The organism is Solidesulfovibrio alcoholivorans DSM 5433, assembly GCF_000702665.1.
GTDB classification, from domain to species: Bacteria; Desulfobacterota; Desulfovibrionia; order Desulfovibrionales; family Desulfovibrionaceae; genus Solidesulfovibrio; species Solidesulfovibrio alcoholivorans.
On record NZ_JNJA01000003.1, the window covers coordinates 262,572 to 276,703 of the forward strand.

Genomic DNA, 14,132 nt, shown 5'->3' on the forward strand with positions numbered 1-14,132 from the left:
GCCCCGAATAGGGTAGGCGGAAAGGATGGAACTCCTGCTGCTCCTGGCGGGGCTTGCCGCCGTTTTCCTGGTCTTTTGCCTGACGGGACCCAAAGCCGGTCCCGGGGGCACCTGACTGCCCGAGTCCTGCCGCCGGGGACGGCACAGCGAGGATACCGATTCCGGGAATAACGCCGCAACGGGCCGCAAGGCCGGGGAGTGACGCCATGCCGCACCAACGCCTTTCCTGGCTGCCGCTTGTGGCCCTGCTGCTCCTTGGCCTTTGCGCGTGTTCGCGCCCGCCGGCGGACGACGCCGCGCGCAAGGCCCGGGTTTATGAACTCTACGCCGGCTACAAGAAGGACTTCCCCCAGGCCCCGGAAATCTCTGCCGCGCAAGCCGTGGCCCTGGCGCAACAAGGCGAACTGCTGCCCATCGACGTGCGCGAACCGGTCGAACGCGCCGTCTCCACCCTGCCCGGGGCCGTGACCGCCAAACAATACCTGGCCGATCCCGGGCGTTTCGCCGGCAAAAAGGCCGTGGCCTATTGCACCATCGGCTACCGCAGCGGCGTCTGGGCCGCGCAGGAGGCGAAAGAGGGCCTGCCTGTGGCCAATCTGGCCGGGGGGCTCCTCGGCTGGCTCCATGCCGGCGGCACGCTCGTCGACGCCAAGGGCGAACCCACGAAGACCGTCCACGTCTACGGCCGGACCTGGGACCTCGCGCCCAAGGCCTTCACCGCCGTATGGTAGGCTCCCGGCCGTAATAGCGCAGGAAATAGCGCCGCCCCGTGGCGTCGGCCAGCCCCAGCCGCCGCGCGGCCAGATAGGCCGTGAAAAGCCGCAGCACGGCAAGCATGCGCGCAAAAAAGCCCTCGCCGCTCCAGCGCCGCGGCGAAACGACGATGCCGCCGCCAAGGAGCACGGTCTCGCCGGCTTCGCGCAGCCTTAGCGACAGCTCCACGTCCTCCATGAGTGCCATGTCCGGGAAACCGCCGCCAGCCGCCAGGGCCTCGCGGCGGAAGAATTGTCCCTGATCGCCGAAGCTGATTCCGAAAAACCGCGCGCGAAAGGTGTTGAGGCCGGAAACGAGCGAAAGCCTGGTCCCGCCGCCGGCAAAGCGCATGCCGACCGCGCCTCCGGCCACTTGCGGCGTGCGCGAAAGCGCCCCGAGCACCCGGCGCGGCACGTGGGCGTCCATGCGGCAATCGGCATGGAGCACCAGCACCGCCTCGCTCGCGCAAGCGGCGACCCCCGCCGCGATCTGCCCGCCCCGGCCGCCGGCCGCGACCATCACCCGCGCCCCGTGCGCGCGGGCAACGTCCACGGTCGCATCGCGCGAGCCGCCGTCGGCCACGACCACTTCCGCAATCTCCCCGGCGGCCAGGGGCGCGGCCAGGGAGCCAAGGCATGCGCCCAGGCGCGCGGCCTCGTCCCGGGCCGGCACCACCACGGCCAGGCGCGGCGCTGGAGCGAACGCCCTGCCCCGCACGAGCATCAGCGGGCGCACGGCTCCGGCCAGGACCAGGCCGAGCCAGGGCAGCCAGACGGCGGCGAGCGCCGCGCCCTCGCCGCCGAGCCCTGCCGGGCGCAGCCAGCCGGGCGTGGTCACCAGTCCCTGGGCGGCAAAGAGCCACCACAGCGCCCACGTCGGGCGCAGCGCCCAAAGCGGGACCAGGGGTAGCAAATACCAGGGATAGACCGTGGGCAGGCAGGCCAGGGCGACGCAGCAGGCCGCGGCCGGGCCGCGCCGGACGTCCTGGACGGCGAGCCACAAGAGCGCCAGCGCGGCCGCGCCGATGCTCATGGCGGCAACCGGCGCGGCCGGGCCGAAAAGCGGCCAGAGCAGGGCCGCAAGCGGCCCGCCATGGGCATTGAAGCGGGCAAAGGCGGCCAGGGAGGCGAAAAGCCCTGTCCCCGCGCCGGCGAAAAAGACAAATGCGCCAAGCGGCGCGGCGGCCCAGAGGGCTTTTTTCGCATTGCCGCCGCGCATGAAAAAGGGCGCGAGCGCAAGTGCCGGGTATTTGACCATGCCCGCCGCGCCGAGCAAGGCGAATCCGAAACCGTCGCGCCGGGAGCCGAAGGCCCAAAGCGCCAGGGAAACGAGCGGGATCATGAGCGCATCGAGGTGGCCTTCCCCCGCGCCCATGACCAGGGACAACGGGTTGGCCACGGCAAGAAGCAGCAGCGCCGCCGGCGCGGCGCGCCGGGAAAGGACCATGGCAAGGGCCGCGCAGCCGAGCAGGTCGGCCAGGGCCGCCGCCGCCCTAAATCCCAGGGGCGTGGGCGAAACAGACGCCACGAGGCGGCAATAGAGCTCGGCCAGGGGCGGATACGCGGCCGCAAGCTCCTTGTGGTTGACCCCGGGCAGGGCCTGCCGCGCCGGTTCGGACAAAAGCGCCGCCGTGCGCGCATCACCCGGGGCGAGCAGGTAGGGGTTGCCGCCGCGCCGTTGCAGCGCCCCTTCGACGATGTAGCGGTTGACGTCGGAATCGGCCGGCCACGCGCACAGAAACAGCAGGCGTAGCGCAAGCCCCAGGCCGAGGAGCATGACGGTCGTCCTGCCCCGCCCGCCGTCCGGGAACCGCCGCACGGCAAACGCCAGGGCGGCGAAGGACGCGGCGAAGCAGGCCGCGTACACGCCGCGCCCGGCCGCAAACGCCCCGCACAGGGCCAGGGCGAGCAGACAGGCGGCAAGCGCGAGCAGCGGATGCGGGAATTTCAAAACGGCGCGCCATGGCGCGCGGCGGCTTCCCCCGCCAGCGTCGGACGCGGCGCGCGCGGCTTCGCAACGGGACGACGGCATGGCGTCACCGCCCGTTGAGCGACCAGTCGTAGGGCGTATAGGCCAGCTCGTGCCGTCCGGCCGCGTCCATGGCCGCGGCCAGGGGCGGAGCGGCGTAGCGCCGGATGAAGCGCCACACGCCCTCGGGGCCGCCGAAGTCCTCGCCGTACCAGTCGAAAATGCGGCTGACGTGGAGCGTGCCGTCCTTAAAAAAGGTGTTGGCCGGGTTGTTGATGCAAGCGCGTGCGGCCGCGTCCAGGGCGGCGTCCAGGGTCGCGCCCGCATAGGGCGCGCCGGCCAGCGGCGGGCAGCTCTTGGAGGCGCAGTTGACCGCGAAATGCACGCGGGGGTCGTGGAACTGCGGCCGCAGGATGCCATGCTCCACGTCGTCGAGGCTGACCGTGCCCGCACGCAGGCGCACGAACGCGCGCTGCCAGGGCGAGCGGAAAAGGTTCCCCGCGTCCTTGATGGAGCGGATGCCGGGGTAATGTTCGAGGATGAGCTTGAGCGTCCAGGCGTTGTAGACGTTGATATAGTAGGCGAAGCGCTCCGGGCCGGACAGGGCGGCCGGGTCCACGGCGGCCAGGGCGGCAAGGTAGTTGTCGAGTGTAGCTTCGTCTTTTTTAAGTCCCGCGTAATCCACCACGCCGTCCGCGACATGGGCGGCGAGCAGCGCGGCGTAGGGGGCGTCGCGGTCGGCGGCGCGGCTTGCGGCCGCCGTGAAAAAAAACGCCAGCGCGCACAGCGCGGCGACGATCCTCCCGGCCATGGGCCGTTTCCCTTCCGCCCCGGGCGGCGTCAATTGAGCTCCTCGCACAGCGCCCGGCCGAGGCCCCCGCGGCGCATGGGCCGCCAGGGTAGTCCCGAGGCCGGCGCATCGCGGTCCAGGGCCTTGCCGCTGACGCCGATCCAGACCCCGGCGCGCCGCGCGATCCGCTTGTTCTCGCAATCGAGGGTCACCTGCTCCACGGCATAGGCCACGGGTTCCGGCGCATTGTGGTCCTCGGCCAGTTCCCGGCCTTCCTGTTCGGAAAAAACGCGCTTGATCCGGACCTGGACGAAATCCCCCCGCACCCGCACGGAATGGGGGTCGTAATACAGGCTCACCGACTTGTCCGCATGGGCGGCCAGAAACTTCCAGTCCGTGGCCAGGGCCGAAGCCGCCATGGCCAACAACGCCGACAGGCATAACACCACTACCCGCATGCCCGGTCCTCCTCTCCCATGCGCGCCCCAATTTCCCCAGGATGGACACTAGCATCGGCTACGCCCGGACACAAGCGCAGGCGGCCATCCCCTTGCCGCCCTTTGACGAAGCGGGCGAAGGGCCTTATGGGGATTGCGGGGAGTCGGACAGGTCGTCGCCGCGGGCCGCAAGGCCCGGGGAGGAAAGTCCGGGCTCCATAGGGCGGGACGCTGGGTAACCCCCAGCGGGAGCGATCCCGGGAGAGCGCCACAGAAAGCAAACCGCCCGCGCGAACCCCGCGCGGGTAAGGGTGAAACGGTGGGGTAAGAGCCCACCAGTTGTCGCGGCGACGCGGCAAGCTCGGCAAGCCCCGTTCGGAGCAAAACCAAATAGGAGGGCGTCAAGGCTGGCCCGGCCGTGCCCTCGGGTAGGTTGCTTGAGGCCGCGAGTAATCGCGGTCCTAGAGGAATGACGACCGCCCCGGATCTTCCGGGGAACAAAACCCGGCTTATCGGCCGGCTCCCCCTTTTTTCACCGCCAACCCAAAGGAATTCCCGTGTCCGTGTGGACCGTGCTCCTGGCCGCCGGGTCCGGCACCCGGCTGGCCTCTGCCGCAGGCGGCGTCAAAAAACAGTTTCTGCGCCTGGACGGCCGCCCGCTCTACTGGCGCTCGCTACGCGCCTTCGCGCGCTGCCCCGAGGTCGCGGGCGTGGTCGTGGTCTTTCCCCCGGCCGACCTTGCGGCCGCGCAGGCGGAGCTCGACGCGCTTCGCGCCAGGGAGGACCCGGGCGTTGCCGTCGTGACCGCCCCGGGCGGCGTGCGGCGGCAGGACTCCGTGGCGAGCGGGCTGGCCGCCCTGCCGCGCGCGTGCCGCTTCGTGCTCGTGCACGACGCCGCGCGCCCCTTCGCCGATCCGCCGCTGATCGGCCGGGTCATCGACGCCCTGCTTGCGGGAAAAAAGGCCGTCATCCCGGTCCTGCCCGTCACGGACACGATCAAGGAAATGTCGGGCGGCGTGGTCGCGCGCACGTTCGACCGCAACGCCCTGGCCGCGGTACAGACCCCCCAAGGATTCGAACTGTCCCTGTTGCGCCAGGCCTTCGCCCATGCCGGCGAGGATTTCGACGTCACCGACGACGCGAGCCTCGTCGAACACTTCGGCCAGGACGTGACGACCGTGGCCGGCGCGTCCGAAAACCGCAAAATCACCAACCCGGAGGACCTCGCCTTGCTCGCCGCAAGCCCCGCCGTCGCCGTGCCCGTGGTCGGCTACGGCTACGACGTCCACCGCTACGCCGATCCCGCCCGCCCCGGCAAACAGCCGGCCCGGCCCATGAAGCTCGGTGGCTACCCCATCCTCGGCGCGCCCGAGGTGCTGGCCCACTCCGACGGCGACGTGCTGCTGCACGCCCTGGTCGACGCCATCCTCGGCTGCGTTGCCGGTGGGGACATCGGCGCGCTTTTCCCGGACAGCAACCCGGACTTCGACAACATGGCCTCGGGCGTGTTCGTGAGCGAAGCGCTGCTTTTGGCGAAAAGCCGGGGACTTGCCATCAGCCACGTGGACCTGACGGTCATCTGCCAGATTCCGCGCATCGGCCCCCATGCCCAGGCCATCCGCTTAAACGTCGCGGCGCTGCTCGGGCTCGACAGATCCCAGGTCAACGTCAAGGCCACCACCGAAGAGGGGCTGGGGTTTACCGGCGAGAAAAAAGGCATCAAGGCCGTGGCCCTGGTCACGGGCTGGCGGCAGGCCGGGCAGGACGCCTCCGCGGCCCCGGGGTCTTGACGCCGCGCGCCCGGGTCGGGTTATACTCCGGTCATGGCCTTAAACGACGCCGTCGCGCCGCTTCCGCCGGTCAAGCTCAACAGCGCCCGCCAGCGCACCTGGCAGGCCCTTTTCGTCACCCCTCCCCGGGCGGACATCGCCTGGGACGACGTCACGGCGCTCATTCGCGCCCTGGGCGGCCGGGAAATCCACCATCACCAGAAAACAACCGGCTCGCGGGTGCGGTTCCTGCTCGGCGGGGTCAAGGGCTTCTTCCACCGCCCGCATCCGGAAAACGTGCTGGGAAAAGGCTGCGCCGCCGATGTCCGGGATTTCCTCGTCCGGGCCGGCGCGACGGCCTGAGGTCGAAACACATGGCAAACGACGCCTGCTACGCGACCTACAAGGGCTACTGCCTGGAATGTCAGGTCGAGGACGGCGGCCTGCACGGCCGCATCGCCGGCATCCGCGACGTGGTGACCTTTCACGGCGAAACGCCGCAAGACCTGCAACACGCCTTCGAGGAAGCCGTGGACGACTACCTGTCCGTGTGCGGCGATGCCTGCCTTTCGCCCGACGCACCGTCGGCCTGAAGCCCTTTCGCGCGCCCCCGCGCGGCCCTGCCATTGCGCCCCATGCCCCTTTCCCGCTGCGCGTGACGCCACGCCCTTCCAGTTGACAATGATTTTCATTTCCAATACCAGAAGGCGTCCCGGATCGTCCGCGCCGGAGGTCATGCCCGACGCGCCGCAAGGCCCGGAAGTCCGCGCCGGGCCCCAAGGCGCGCTCCTGCACCGGCTGCCGCGACGGTTCGGGACAATACCGTTTCGGAGGCGACTTTCCCGTGATTCCTTCCCATGTCGGCCGCGCCCTGCAAACCTGCATCGCCGCGCGCCAGCCCGTGTTCCTCTGGGGACCGCCGGGTGTCGGCAAAAGCCAGGTGGCGGCGCAAACGGCCGCTGTCCTGCACCTTCCCCTGCTCGACATCCGCGCCGTGCTGCTCGATCCCGTGGACCTGCGCGGCCTGCCGCACATCGGTGAGGATCGCCGCACCCACTGGCGCGCCCCGGCCTTTTTGCCGACCGACGGCGCGGGCGTGCTCTTTCTCGACGAACTCAACGCCGCGCCGCCCCTGGTCCAGGCCGCCTGCTACCAGCTCATCCTCGACAGGGCGCTCGGCGAGTACCAGTTGCCAGACGGCTGGGCCGTCCTCGCCGCCGGCAACCGCGACCAGGACCGCGCCGTCACCCACCGCATGCCCACGGCCCTGGCCAACCGCTTCGTGCACCTCGATTTTGAACCGCACCTGCCGGACTGGCTGGCCTGGGCGGAACGCGCGGGTATCCGGCCGGAAGTGACCGCGTTCCTGCGCTTCCGCCCGGCGCTGCTGCACGATTTCGATCCCACCCGCGCCGACCGCGCCTTTCCCTCGCCGCGCTCCTGGGCGTTCGTGTCCGCCCTGCTCGCCGCCCGGCCCGATGCCGCCATCGAAGCATCGCTCGTCGCCGGGGCCGTGGGCGAGGGCGCGGCCGTGGAATTCGACGCGTTTTTGCGCCTGTGGCGGGAGCTGCCCGACACCGACGCCGTGCTGGCCGATCCCGACGCCGCCCCGGCCCCGCGCGACCCGGCCGTGGCCACGGCCATCTGCGAAGCCCTGGGCAGGCATGCCCGACCCGAAACCATGCCGGCACTCGCCCGCTACGCCGCGCGGCTGCCGGCGGAATTCGGCGTGCTGCTCATGCGCGAAGCCGTGCGCAACGATCAAACCACCGCCGCGACCGACGCCTTCGCCGCCTGGGCGCGCGACAACGCCGAGGTGTTCGCGTGAACGGCCCCGATCCCGTGGCGCGCAAACTGGCCAGGGCGCGCATGGAGCTGGTGCTCGGCCACCCGTTTTTCGGAGCCATGGCCCTGCGCCTTTTCCTGCGCGAGGACGCGGCCTGCGCGGACCTCTGGACCGACGGCGTGACGCTCGGCTACAACCCGAACGTCCTCGTCTGTCGCGACGAGGAGGACATTGCGGCCATGCTCGCCCACGTCATCCTGCACGTGAGCTTCGAACACCACCTGCGCCGCCGCGACCGCGACCCGGCCCTGTGGAACAAGGCCTGCGACCTGGCCGTAAACGGCCTGCTCGCCGAAGCCGGGTTCACCCTGCCCAAGGGCTACCCCTTCGACGCCGCCCACGCCGGCCGCCCGGCCGAGGCCATTTACGCCGCGCTTTCCGGGGAACTCGAAGAACGCCCGGGCGCGGGCGGCGGCAAGCCTTCCCGGCGCAAGGACGCCAGCGCCCCGGACGCAATGGGCGGCGGCGAAGGCAAGGCGCCTTTTGCCGGCAAGGCGCGCCAGGCCGAGGCGGCGGCCGGGAAGTTCGACGCCAAGGGCGCGAAGAAAACGCGCCAGTCCGCATCCGGAGATCGCGACGCGCCGGACAAACCCCGCGATGGCGCATCCGCCCCGGCCCGGGGCGAGGTGCGCGACCACCCGGACCTCGCCGGCGACCCGGGCGAGGCCACGCGCCGCGAACTGACGACGCGGCTGCGCCAGGACGTCAGCCAGTCGCTGCGCAGCGCCTCGGACATGGGCAACCTGCCCGCTGGGCTCGCCCGCCAGCTCGGGGAACTGGCGCAGCCGCGCCTGCCCTGGGGCGTGCTGCTGCGCCGGTTCATCCTTTCGCGCGCGGTAAACGACTATTCCTGGTCGCCGCCCAATCGCCGCCACGTGCACCAGGGGCTGTACCTGCCATCGCCGCGCAGCCAACAGCTCGGCGACGTGGTGCTCGCCATCGACACGTCCGGGTCGGTGGGCGACGCGCTGCTGCGGGCCTTTTGCGCCGAGCTGACGGCCATTCTCGACACCTGCGACACGCGCCTGCTCGTCTCTTTCTGCGACGCCGCAGCAAGCGACCCCGTGGTCCTCACCCGCAACGACCCGCCGCTCGCGCTCTTTCCCGCCGGCGGCGGCGGCACAGACTATCGGCCCGTTTTCGCCGTGGTGGAGGCCATCGGCCTGCGCCCGGCGTGCCTGATCTACTGCACGGACCTGGAATGCGACCGCTACCCGGACGAACCGACCTATCCGGTGCTGTGGGTCGCTCCCGAATCGGCCCGCAACCGGCCGCCCTTCGGCGATGTCCTCGAACTGCCGGCGGCGTAAGGAGGCTTTTGCATGCTCATCACTTGGCGCATCGAGAAACAACGTGGCAACCTGCGGCCGGAACTGACCTATTCCGTCATCCTGGAAGGCCACGAAAAAGGCCTCGCCCTGCCCTACGTGCGCGTGGAATCGACCATTCCCGAGCCGCCGGCTTCGTGGCAGGCCCATTGCCACCCGCACGAGCACGAGCGCGCCGGCGCGCCGCCGGCGGGCCATTACAGCCTGTCCACGCCGAGCCACGCCATGCGCGGCACCGGGCAGACCTTGCGCCTGCCGTGGCGGGAGGACAACGCCTATCCCGAAGTGGAGGAATCGTTTCGGCTGTTGCGCGCGGCCTTCGAGCAGGAGCTGGCCGCGGCCCATGCCAGCGAGCCCATGGACGTGACGGGCAAACTCGTGGTTTCCGGGGAACTCAAGCGGGACATGGCCGCCGCCATCGTGGCGGACAGGCTGCTGCGGCTGGCGAAACAGCCTGCGCTCAGCTGATGTCCGTAATCTTCGAGAGTTTGCCGTCGCAAAAGACAAATTCGGATCGACCGGAGAGCGTTATGCAATCGCCCTCATGCAATCCATTGGGAAGATCGACCGCCAAAACACCGTGAAAATCCAATGAGATGTTCGCCATGTCGCCGGCTGCTTCAAATCCTGTCACGGCCAGCTTCCGGGACGCGAATAATTTTTTTGATTGCTCCGCCAACGCACGAAACGCCTCAGCGCCCGAGGTCCTCGCGTTGACTTCGCCATTGGCGATGTTGCTGAATTCAACATCAGGATGCACCGTTTCCATCATGCCCTCGACATCAAGCGCATTATAGGCGGCAAGATATCGCTCGATCAGGGCTCGTTTTGCCTCGTCGCGCATGGATGCCTCTGTCCCAAAAGCCGCTGCGCTTCATAGTGCTTGCACGCTCCACAGCAGAGGAACGGCAGCATCCCGCAATGGCGCATTTTCGCTGGCAACGTGCGGAAAACGCTTCCAGACCGCGGCGTGCCGACGACAGTTGCGGCGTAATCCGTATGCCCGGCCCTCCTCCCCTGACGGGAGAAGCGATATCATTATCCGCGCAACATCTTGTAGTAATTGATCAGCCCGTTGGTCGAGCAATCGTGCGAGGCCACGGGCTTTGCGTCTTCCAGTTCCTTTAGGATCGCGCCCGCCAGCACCTTGCCGAGCTCCACGCCCATCTGGTCGTAGGAATTGATGTCCCAGATCGTGCCCTGGGTGAAAATCTTGTGCTCGTAGAGCGCGATGAGCGTGCCGAGCGTCTTCGGGTCCAGGGAGTCGTAAAGGAACGAATTGGTCGGCCGGTTGCCCTCGAAGGACTTGGCCCGGGCCAGCAGTTCCAGGCGCTCGGGCGCATAGCCCTTGCCGGCAAGCTCCTCGCGCGCCTGCTCCACGGTCTTGCCCCGCATGAGGGCCTCGGTCTGGGCGAAGAAGTTCGACAGCAGCATGTCCTGGTGCCGGCCCAGGGGATTGAGGCTCTTGGCCGCGGCCAGAAAATCGCAGGGGATGAGCTTTCTGCCCTGGTGGATCAGCTGGTAGAAGGCGTGCTGGCCGTTGGTGCCGGGCTCGCCCCAGATGATGGGGCCGGTGGTGTAGTCCACGAACCGGCCGTCGTTCGAGACGGACTTGCCGTTGCTCTCCATGTCGCCCTGCTGAAAATAGGCGGCGAAGCGCGTGAGGTACTGGTCGTAGGGCAGGATGGCCTGCGTCTGCGCGCCGAAAAAATTGTTGTACCAGATGCCGAGCAGCCCCATGACGATGGGGATATTTTTATCCAGCGGTGCGGTGCGGAAGTGTTCGTCGGCGGCAAACGCCCCTTCGAGCATGGCCGCGTACTTGTCGAAGCCCACGGCCAGGGCGATGGAAAGCCCGATGGCCGACCACAGCGAATAGCGCCCACCGACCCAGTCCCAGAAGGCGAACATGTTCTCCGTGTCGATGCCGAAGGCGGCCACGGCGGCGGCGTTGGTGGAAAGGGCCACGAAATGCCGGGCCACGGCGGCCTCGTCCCTGGCATGGGCGAGGAACCAGTCGCGCGCCGTGTGCGCGTTGGCCATGGTTTCGAGCGTGGTGAAGGTTTTCGACGCGATGATCCAAAGCGTCGTCTCGGGATCGACGCGCTTAAACGTCTCGGCCAGATGCGTGCCGTCCACGTTGGAGACGAAGTGCGCGGTCATGCCGGGCACGGCGTAATGGGCCAGGGCGAGCGAGGCCATCTGCGGCCCCAGGTCCGAGCCTCCGATGCCGATATTGACCACGTCGGTGATCTTCTTGCCAGTGTATCCCTTCCAGGCCCCGGAGTGGATGCGCGCGCAGAAATCACGCATCTGCGCGAGCACCCGGTTGACATCGGGCATGACGTCCGCGCCGTCGACCAGAATGGGGCGGTTGGCGCGATTGCGAAGCGCCACGTGCAGCACGGCCCGGTCCTCGGTGCGGTTGATTTTTTCGCCGGAGAACATCGCGTCGCGCCGGGCCTCGACGCCCGCCTGCCGGGCCAGTTCAAACAGCAGGGACATGGTCTCTTCCGTCACCCGGTTTTTCGAATAATCGAAGAGGATGTCGCCCAGGCGCAGGGAGAACTTGTCGAACCGGCCGGCGTCGGCGGCGAACAGGTCGCGCATGCGCAGGTCCCTGGCGATCTCGAAATGCTCGGCCAGGGCGGCGTAAGCGGGCAGTTCCGTGAAAAGCGGCATGGGGTGCTCCTTGAGAGGGAACGGATGGGGTTAGGGCTTTGCCGCACGCACTGCGGCGGGATGCAGCGGACGGTTGACACGGCCGAGGATATGCCGGTGCTGCGCCGGAGGTTCCATGGCCAAGTGTCCGTATACCACGAGCTTGGCCCAGTCTTCAATAAAAAGCCAGATGATGCAGTAGCCCCAGATGAGCCCGACGTATTCCCAGGGCACGGCGGCCACGAACCAGCCCAGGCCCACGCAGGCCGTGGCCAGGGCCTTGGTGGCCAGGGCCGACCAGATCATGGCCGGCGCGGGATGGGGCGGCGCCCAGAAGGGCTTGCGCGAGCGGGCGACGAAAAGCGTCAGATGCCCGGCGACGGCCAGCTTGAGGAAGATGAAGGACTGGATCTGCGCCAGGTCGAGCTTCAAATAGGTCTTGGCCAGGATGAGCAGGCCGAAGGTCTCGATGACGCCGATGACGCCAAGAACCGTGGAGAGCGTGAGCACGCGGCGCATGTCCCAGCGCACGGGGTTGGGGTCGAGGTAGGTGTTGTCGTAGGCGATGGTCATGATGGGCACGTCGTTTAAAAGCGCGAGCAGGATGATCATGACCGCGGTGATCGGATAGAAGTTGTAGACGAGGATGGCGAGCACCACGAAGAGCATGATGCGGATGGTCTCGGTGATGCGGTAGATGGCGTAGGAGTTCATGCGCTCGAAGATGCGCCGGGCGTATTCCACGGCCTCGACGATGACGGACAGGCCCGGCGCGGTGAGCACGAGGTCGGCAGCGGCGCGGGCCGCGTCCGTGGCCCCGGACACGGCGATGCCGACATCGGCCTGTTTGAGCGCCGGGGCGTCGTTGACGCCGTCGCCGGTCATGCCGACCAAGTGCCCCCTGTTCTGGAGCGCCTTGACGATGCCGTACTTGTGCTCGGGAAAGACCTGGGCGAAGCCGTCCGCGGCTTCGATGCGCTCCTCCACGTCCACGCCCAGGCGCGAAACATCCGCGCCCTCGGCGAAAAAGCCCCCGGCCGGAACGATGCTCTGGCCAAGACCGAGCTCCCTGGAGATTTCCCGGGCAATGGCCGTGTTGTCGCCGGTGACCATCTTGACGGCGATACCGTGCTCGCCGGCCTTGGCGATGGTCGCGGCGGAATCCTCACGCGGCGGATCGGACAGCGGCAGGATACCGCAAAACACCCAGGCCCCCTCCCCGTCCTTGCGCGCGACGCCGAGCGTACGCGAGCCCTTGGACGCGAGTTCCTCCACGGCGGCGTCGGCCCTTTGTGCATCGGCGGCGGAAAGGGAACACAGCCCCATGATCACCTGCGGCGCGCCCTTGGTCACGCGAAACGCCGCGCCCGCGGCGTCGGTCACGGCCGCCTCGGTGCGCTTGCCCACGGGGTCGAAGGGCGTAAACGCCGTCTGTTTGTAGCCCGCCAGCGCCTTTTGGTCCGGCAGGCTCTCCAGGATCGCCAGATCGATGGCGTCGCGGTCCTCGGCCTTGGAGGCCAGGCCGCCGAGGAGCAGGAGTTCGGCCGCGTCCCTGGCCGCGAAAACGATGGGTTCGCCCAGGGTGAGCCTGTTTTGCGTGAGCGTGCCGGTCTTGTCGGAACAGAGGATGTCCATGCCGGCCATTTCCTCGATGGCTTCCAGTCGCGAAACGATGGCCTTGAGTTTGGACAGCGCAAGCGCTCCCACGGCCATGGTCACGGACAGCACCGCGGGCATGGCCACAGGGATGGCGGCCACGGTGAGGATGAGCGCGAACTGGGCCAGTTCGAGGATCTTTTCGCCCCGGTCGAGGCCGACGAGGATGAGCACGGCGACCATGGCGAGGGTGAGGTAGATGAGGTAGTTGCCGATGGTCATCACGGCTTTCTGGAAATGGGACGTCGCGCCCGCCGTGGAAACCAGGCGCGCGGTCTTGCCGAAAAACGTGCCGGAGCCGGTGGCCGTGACCACGGCCACCATCTCGCCCTGTTTGGCCACGGCCCCGGAATAGACCGTGTCGCCGACTTTTTTCGCCACGGGCAGGGATTCGCCGGTGAGCGCCGCCTGATCGACGCTCAGGTAGTCGCCCTCGAGGCAGACCGCGTCGGCCGGGATGACGTCGCCCAGGCGCAGACGGATGACGTCGCCGACGACCAGGGTCGCGGCGTCCACCCCGCCCCAGGCCCCGTCGCGCAGCGCCCTGGCCCGAAGCGCCAGCTGGTTTTTGAGCGCGGCCAGGGCGTTTTCCGCCTTGTGCTCCTCGAAAAAGCCGATGGCCGCGTTGAAGACGAGCAGCACCAAAATGATGGTGAGGTCGGCCCAGTGCCCGACCACGGCCGAGAGGATCGCCGCCGCCTCGATCATCCAGGGAATGGGGCCCCAGAAGTAGCCGCACAGCTTGAGGAGCGGGTTGACCTTCTTCTCGGGCAGGGCGTTGGGGCCATTTGCGGCAAGACGTTTGGCCGCCTCGGCCCCGGTCAGTCCTTCCGGGGTGGCCCCGGCGTCCTTGAGGACCGCGGCGAGGGGCTTTTTCGCCGCGTCATGCGCTTGATCGGCCATGGGCGTCTCCTTTGGCGGGAA

At 68.6% G+C, this 14,132-nt stretch carries 13 protein-coding genes and 1 other RNA gene; 8 read left to right on the plus strand and 6 right to left on the minus strand.

The genetic code is table 11. The features are described from left to right. Positions 1-206: 206 nt before the first annotated feature. Positions 207-731: a rhodanese-like domain-containing protein gene (locus Q368_RS0107270; protein WP_029458513.1), complete on the plus strand. Its 525-nt coding sequence runs from the start codon at positions 207-209 to the stop codon at positions 729-731. Here the strand turns inward: Q368_RS0107270 and Q368_RS23810 are convergent. The 3 genes from Q368_RS23810 to Q368_RS0107285 all read right to left on the minus strand — a co-directional run bounded on the left by Q368_RS23810 (position 715) and on the right by Q368_RS0107285 (position 3,969). After that, positions 715-2,703 carry an MptA/MptB family glycosyltransferase gene (locus tag Q368_RS23810; RefSeq protein WP_245611300.1) on the minus strand — a complete coding sequence of 663 codons (1,989 nt, stop codon included), beginning with the start codon at positions 2,701-2,703 and terminating at the stop codon, positions 715-717. The two genes, Q368_RS0107270 and Q368_RS23810, sit on opposite strands and share 17 nt — an antisense overlap. Before the next feature lie 85 nt (positions 2,704-2,788). Then, positions 2,789-3,532, minus strand: coding sequence for a DUF547 domain-containing protein (locus tag Q368_RS0107280; RefSeq protein ID WP_029458516.1), 744 nt, complete (start codon positions 3,530-3,532; stop codon positions 2,789-2,791). Between the two features lie 29 nt (positions 3,533-3,561). After that, positions 3,562-3,969: a surface-adhesin E family protein gene (locus Q368_RS0107285; RefSeq protein WP_029458519.1), complete on the minus strand. Its 408-nt coding sequence runs from the start codon at positions 3,967-3,969 to the stop codon at positions 3,562-3,564. Positions 3,970-4,108: 139 nt separating this feature from the next. Between Q368_RS0107285 and rnpB the strand changes: the two genes are divergently transcribed. From rnpB to Q368_RS0107315, 7 genes are all read left to right on the plus strand, one after another. After that, an RNA gene (rnpB, locus tag Q368_RS23835) (RNase P RNA component class A) lies at positions 4,109-4,476 on the plus strand. 29 nt (positions 4,477-4,505) lie between these two features. Further along, positions 4,506-5,738: a 2-C-methyl-D-erythritol 4-phosphate cytidylyltransferase gene (ispD, locus tag Q368_RS0107290; protein WP_029458520.1), complete on the plus strand. Its 1,233-nt coding sequence runs from the start codon at positions 4,506-4,508 to the stop codon at positions 5,736-5,738. A 33-nt stretch (positions 5,739-5,771) separates the two neighbouring features. After that, entirely contained in the window at positions 5,772-6,080 is a 309-nt protein-coding gene (locus tag Q368_RS0107295) for a type II toxin-antitoxin system HicA family toxin (RefSeq protein WP_029458521.1), read from the plus strand. An 11-nt stretch (positions 6,081-6,091) separates the two neighbouring features. Continuing rightward, positions 6,092-6,310 (plus strand): hypothetical protein, encoded by a 219-nt coding sequence (locus tag Q368_RS0107300; RefSeq protein WP_029458522.1) that lies wholly within the window; start codon positions 6,092-6,094, stop codon positions 6,308-6,310. Between the two features lie 251 nt (positions 6,311-6,561). Further along, positions 6,562-7,545 (plus strand): AAA family ATPase, encoded by a 984-nt coding sequence (locus Q368_RS0107305; RefSeq protein ID WP_029458523.1) that lies wholly within the window; start codon positions 6,562-6,564, stop codon positions 7,543-7,545. Further along, positions 7,542-8,873: a vWA domain-containing protein gene (locus Q368_RS0107310; protein ID WP_029458524.1), complete on the plus strand. Its 1,332-nt coding sequence runs from the start codon at positions 7,542-7,544 to the stop codon at positions 8,871-8,873. The genes Q368_RS0107305 and Q368_RS0107310 overlap by 4 nt, the downstream gene beginning before the upstream one ends. Positions 8,874-8,885: 12 nt before the next feature. After that, positions 8,886-9,359: a hypothetical protein gene (locus tag Q368_RS0107315; protein ID WP_029458525.1), complete on the plus strand. Its 474-nt coding sequence runs from the start codon at positions 8,886-8,888 to the stop codon at positions 9,357-9,359. Here the strand turns inward: Q368_RS0107315 and Q368_RS0107320 are convergent. The 3 genes from Q368_RS0107320 to Q368_RS0107330 form a co-directional block, all read right to left on the minus strand. Beyond that, positions 9,352-9,735 carry a nuclear transport factor 2 family protein gene (locus Q368_RS0107320; protein ID WP_029458526.1) on the minus strand — a complete coding sequence of 128 codons (384 nt, stop codon included), beginning with the start codon at positions 9,733-9,735 and terminating at the stop codon, positions 9,352-9,354. The two genes, Q368_RS0107315 and Q368_RS0107320, sit on opposite strands and share 8 nt — an antisense overlap. 194 nt (positions 9,736-9,929) lie before the next feature. Then, positions 9,930-11,573, minus strand: coding sequence for a glucose-6-phosphate isomerase (gene pgi / locus Q368_RS0107325; protein ID WP_029458527.1), 1,644 nt, complete (start codon positions 11,571-11,573; stop codon positions 9,930-9,932). A gap of 30 nt (positions 11,574-11,603) precedes the next feature. Beyond that, positions 11,604-14,111, minus strand: coding sequence for a plasma-membrane proton-efflux P-type ATPase (locus tag Q368_RS0107330; protein ID WP_029458528.1), 2,508 nt, complete (start codon positions 14,109-14,111; stop codon positions 11,604-11,606). Between the last annotated feature and the right edge of the window lie 21 nt (positions 14,112-14,132).

What these genes read in the sequence shown, in the direction of transcription:
- Q368_RS0107295 (WP_029458521.1), top strand. Translation starts at nt 5,772, where the DNA reads ATGGCCTTAAACGACGCCGTCGCGCCGCTTCCGCCGGTCAAGCTCAAC.
- Q368_RS0107300 (WP_029458522.1), top strand. Translation starts at nt 6,092, where the DNA reads ATGGCAAACGACGCCTGCTACGCGACCTACAAGGGCTACTGCCTGGAA.
- Q368_RS0107315 (WP_029458525.1), top strand. Translation starts at nt 8,886, where the DNA reads ATGCTCATCACTTGGCGCATCGAGAAACAACGTGGCAACCTGCGGCCG.
- Q368_RS0107320 (WP_029458526.1), bottom strand. Translation starts at nt 9,735, where the DNA reads ATGCGCGACGAGGCAAAACGAGCCCTGATCGAGCGATATCTTGCCGCC.
- Q368_RS0107330 (WP_029458528.1), bottom strand. Translation starts at nt 14,111, where the DNA reads ATGGCCGATCAAGCGCATGACGCGGCGAAAAAGCCCCTCGCCGCGGTC.
- Q368_RS0107285 (WP_029458519.1), bottom strand. Translation starts at nt 3,969, where the DNA reads ATGCGGGTAGTGGTGTTATGCCTGTCGGCGTTGTTGGCCATGGCGGCT.
- Q368_RS0107280 (WP_029458516.1), bottom strand. Translation starts at nt 3,532, where the DNA reads ATGGCCGGGAGGATCGTCGCCGCGCTGTGCGCGCTGGCGTTTTTTTTC.
- pgi (WP_029458527.1), bottom strand. Translation starts at nt 11,573, where the DNA reads ATGCCGCTTTTCACGGAACTGCCCGCTTACGCCGCCCTGGCCGAGCAT.
- Q368_RS0107270 (WP_029458513.1), top strand. Translation starts at nt 207, where the DNA reads ATGCCGCACCAACGCCTTTCCTGGCTGCCGCTTGTGGCCCTGCTGCTC.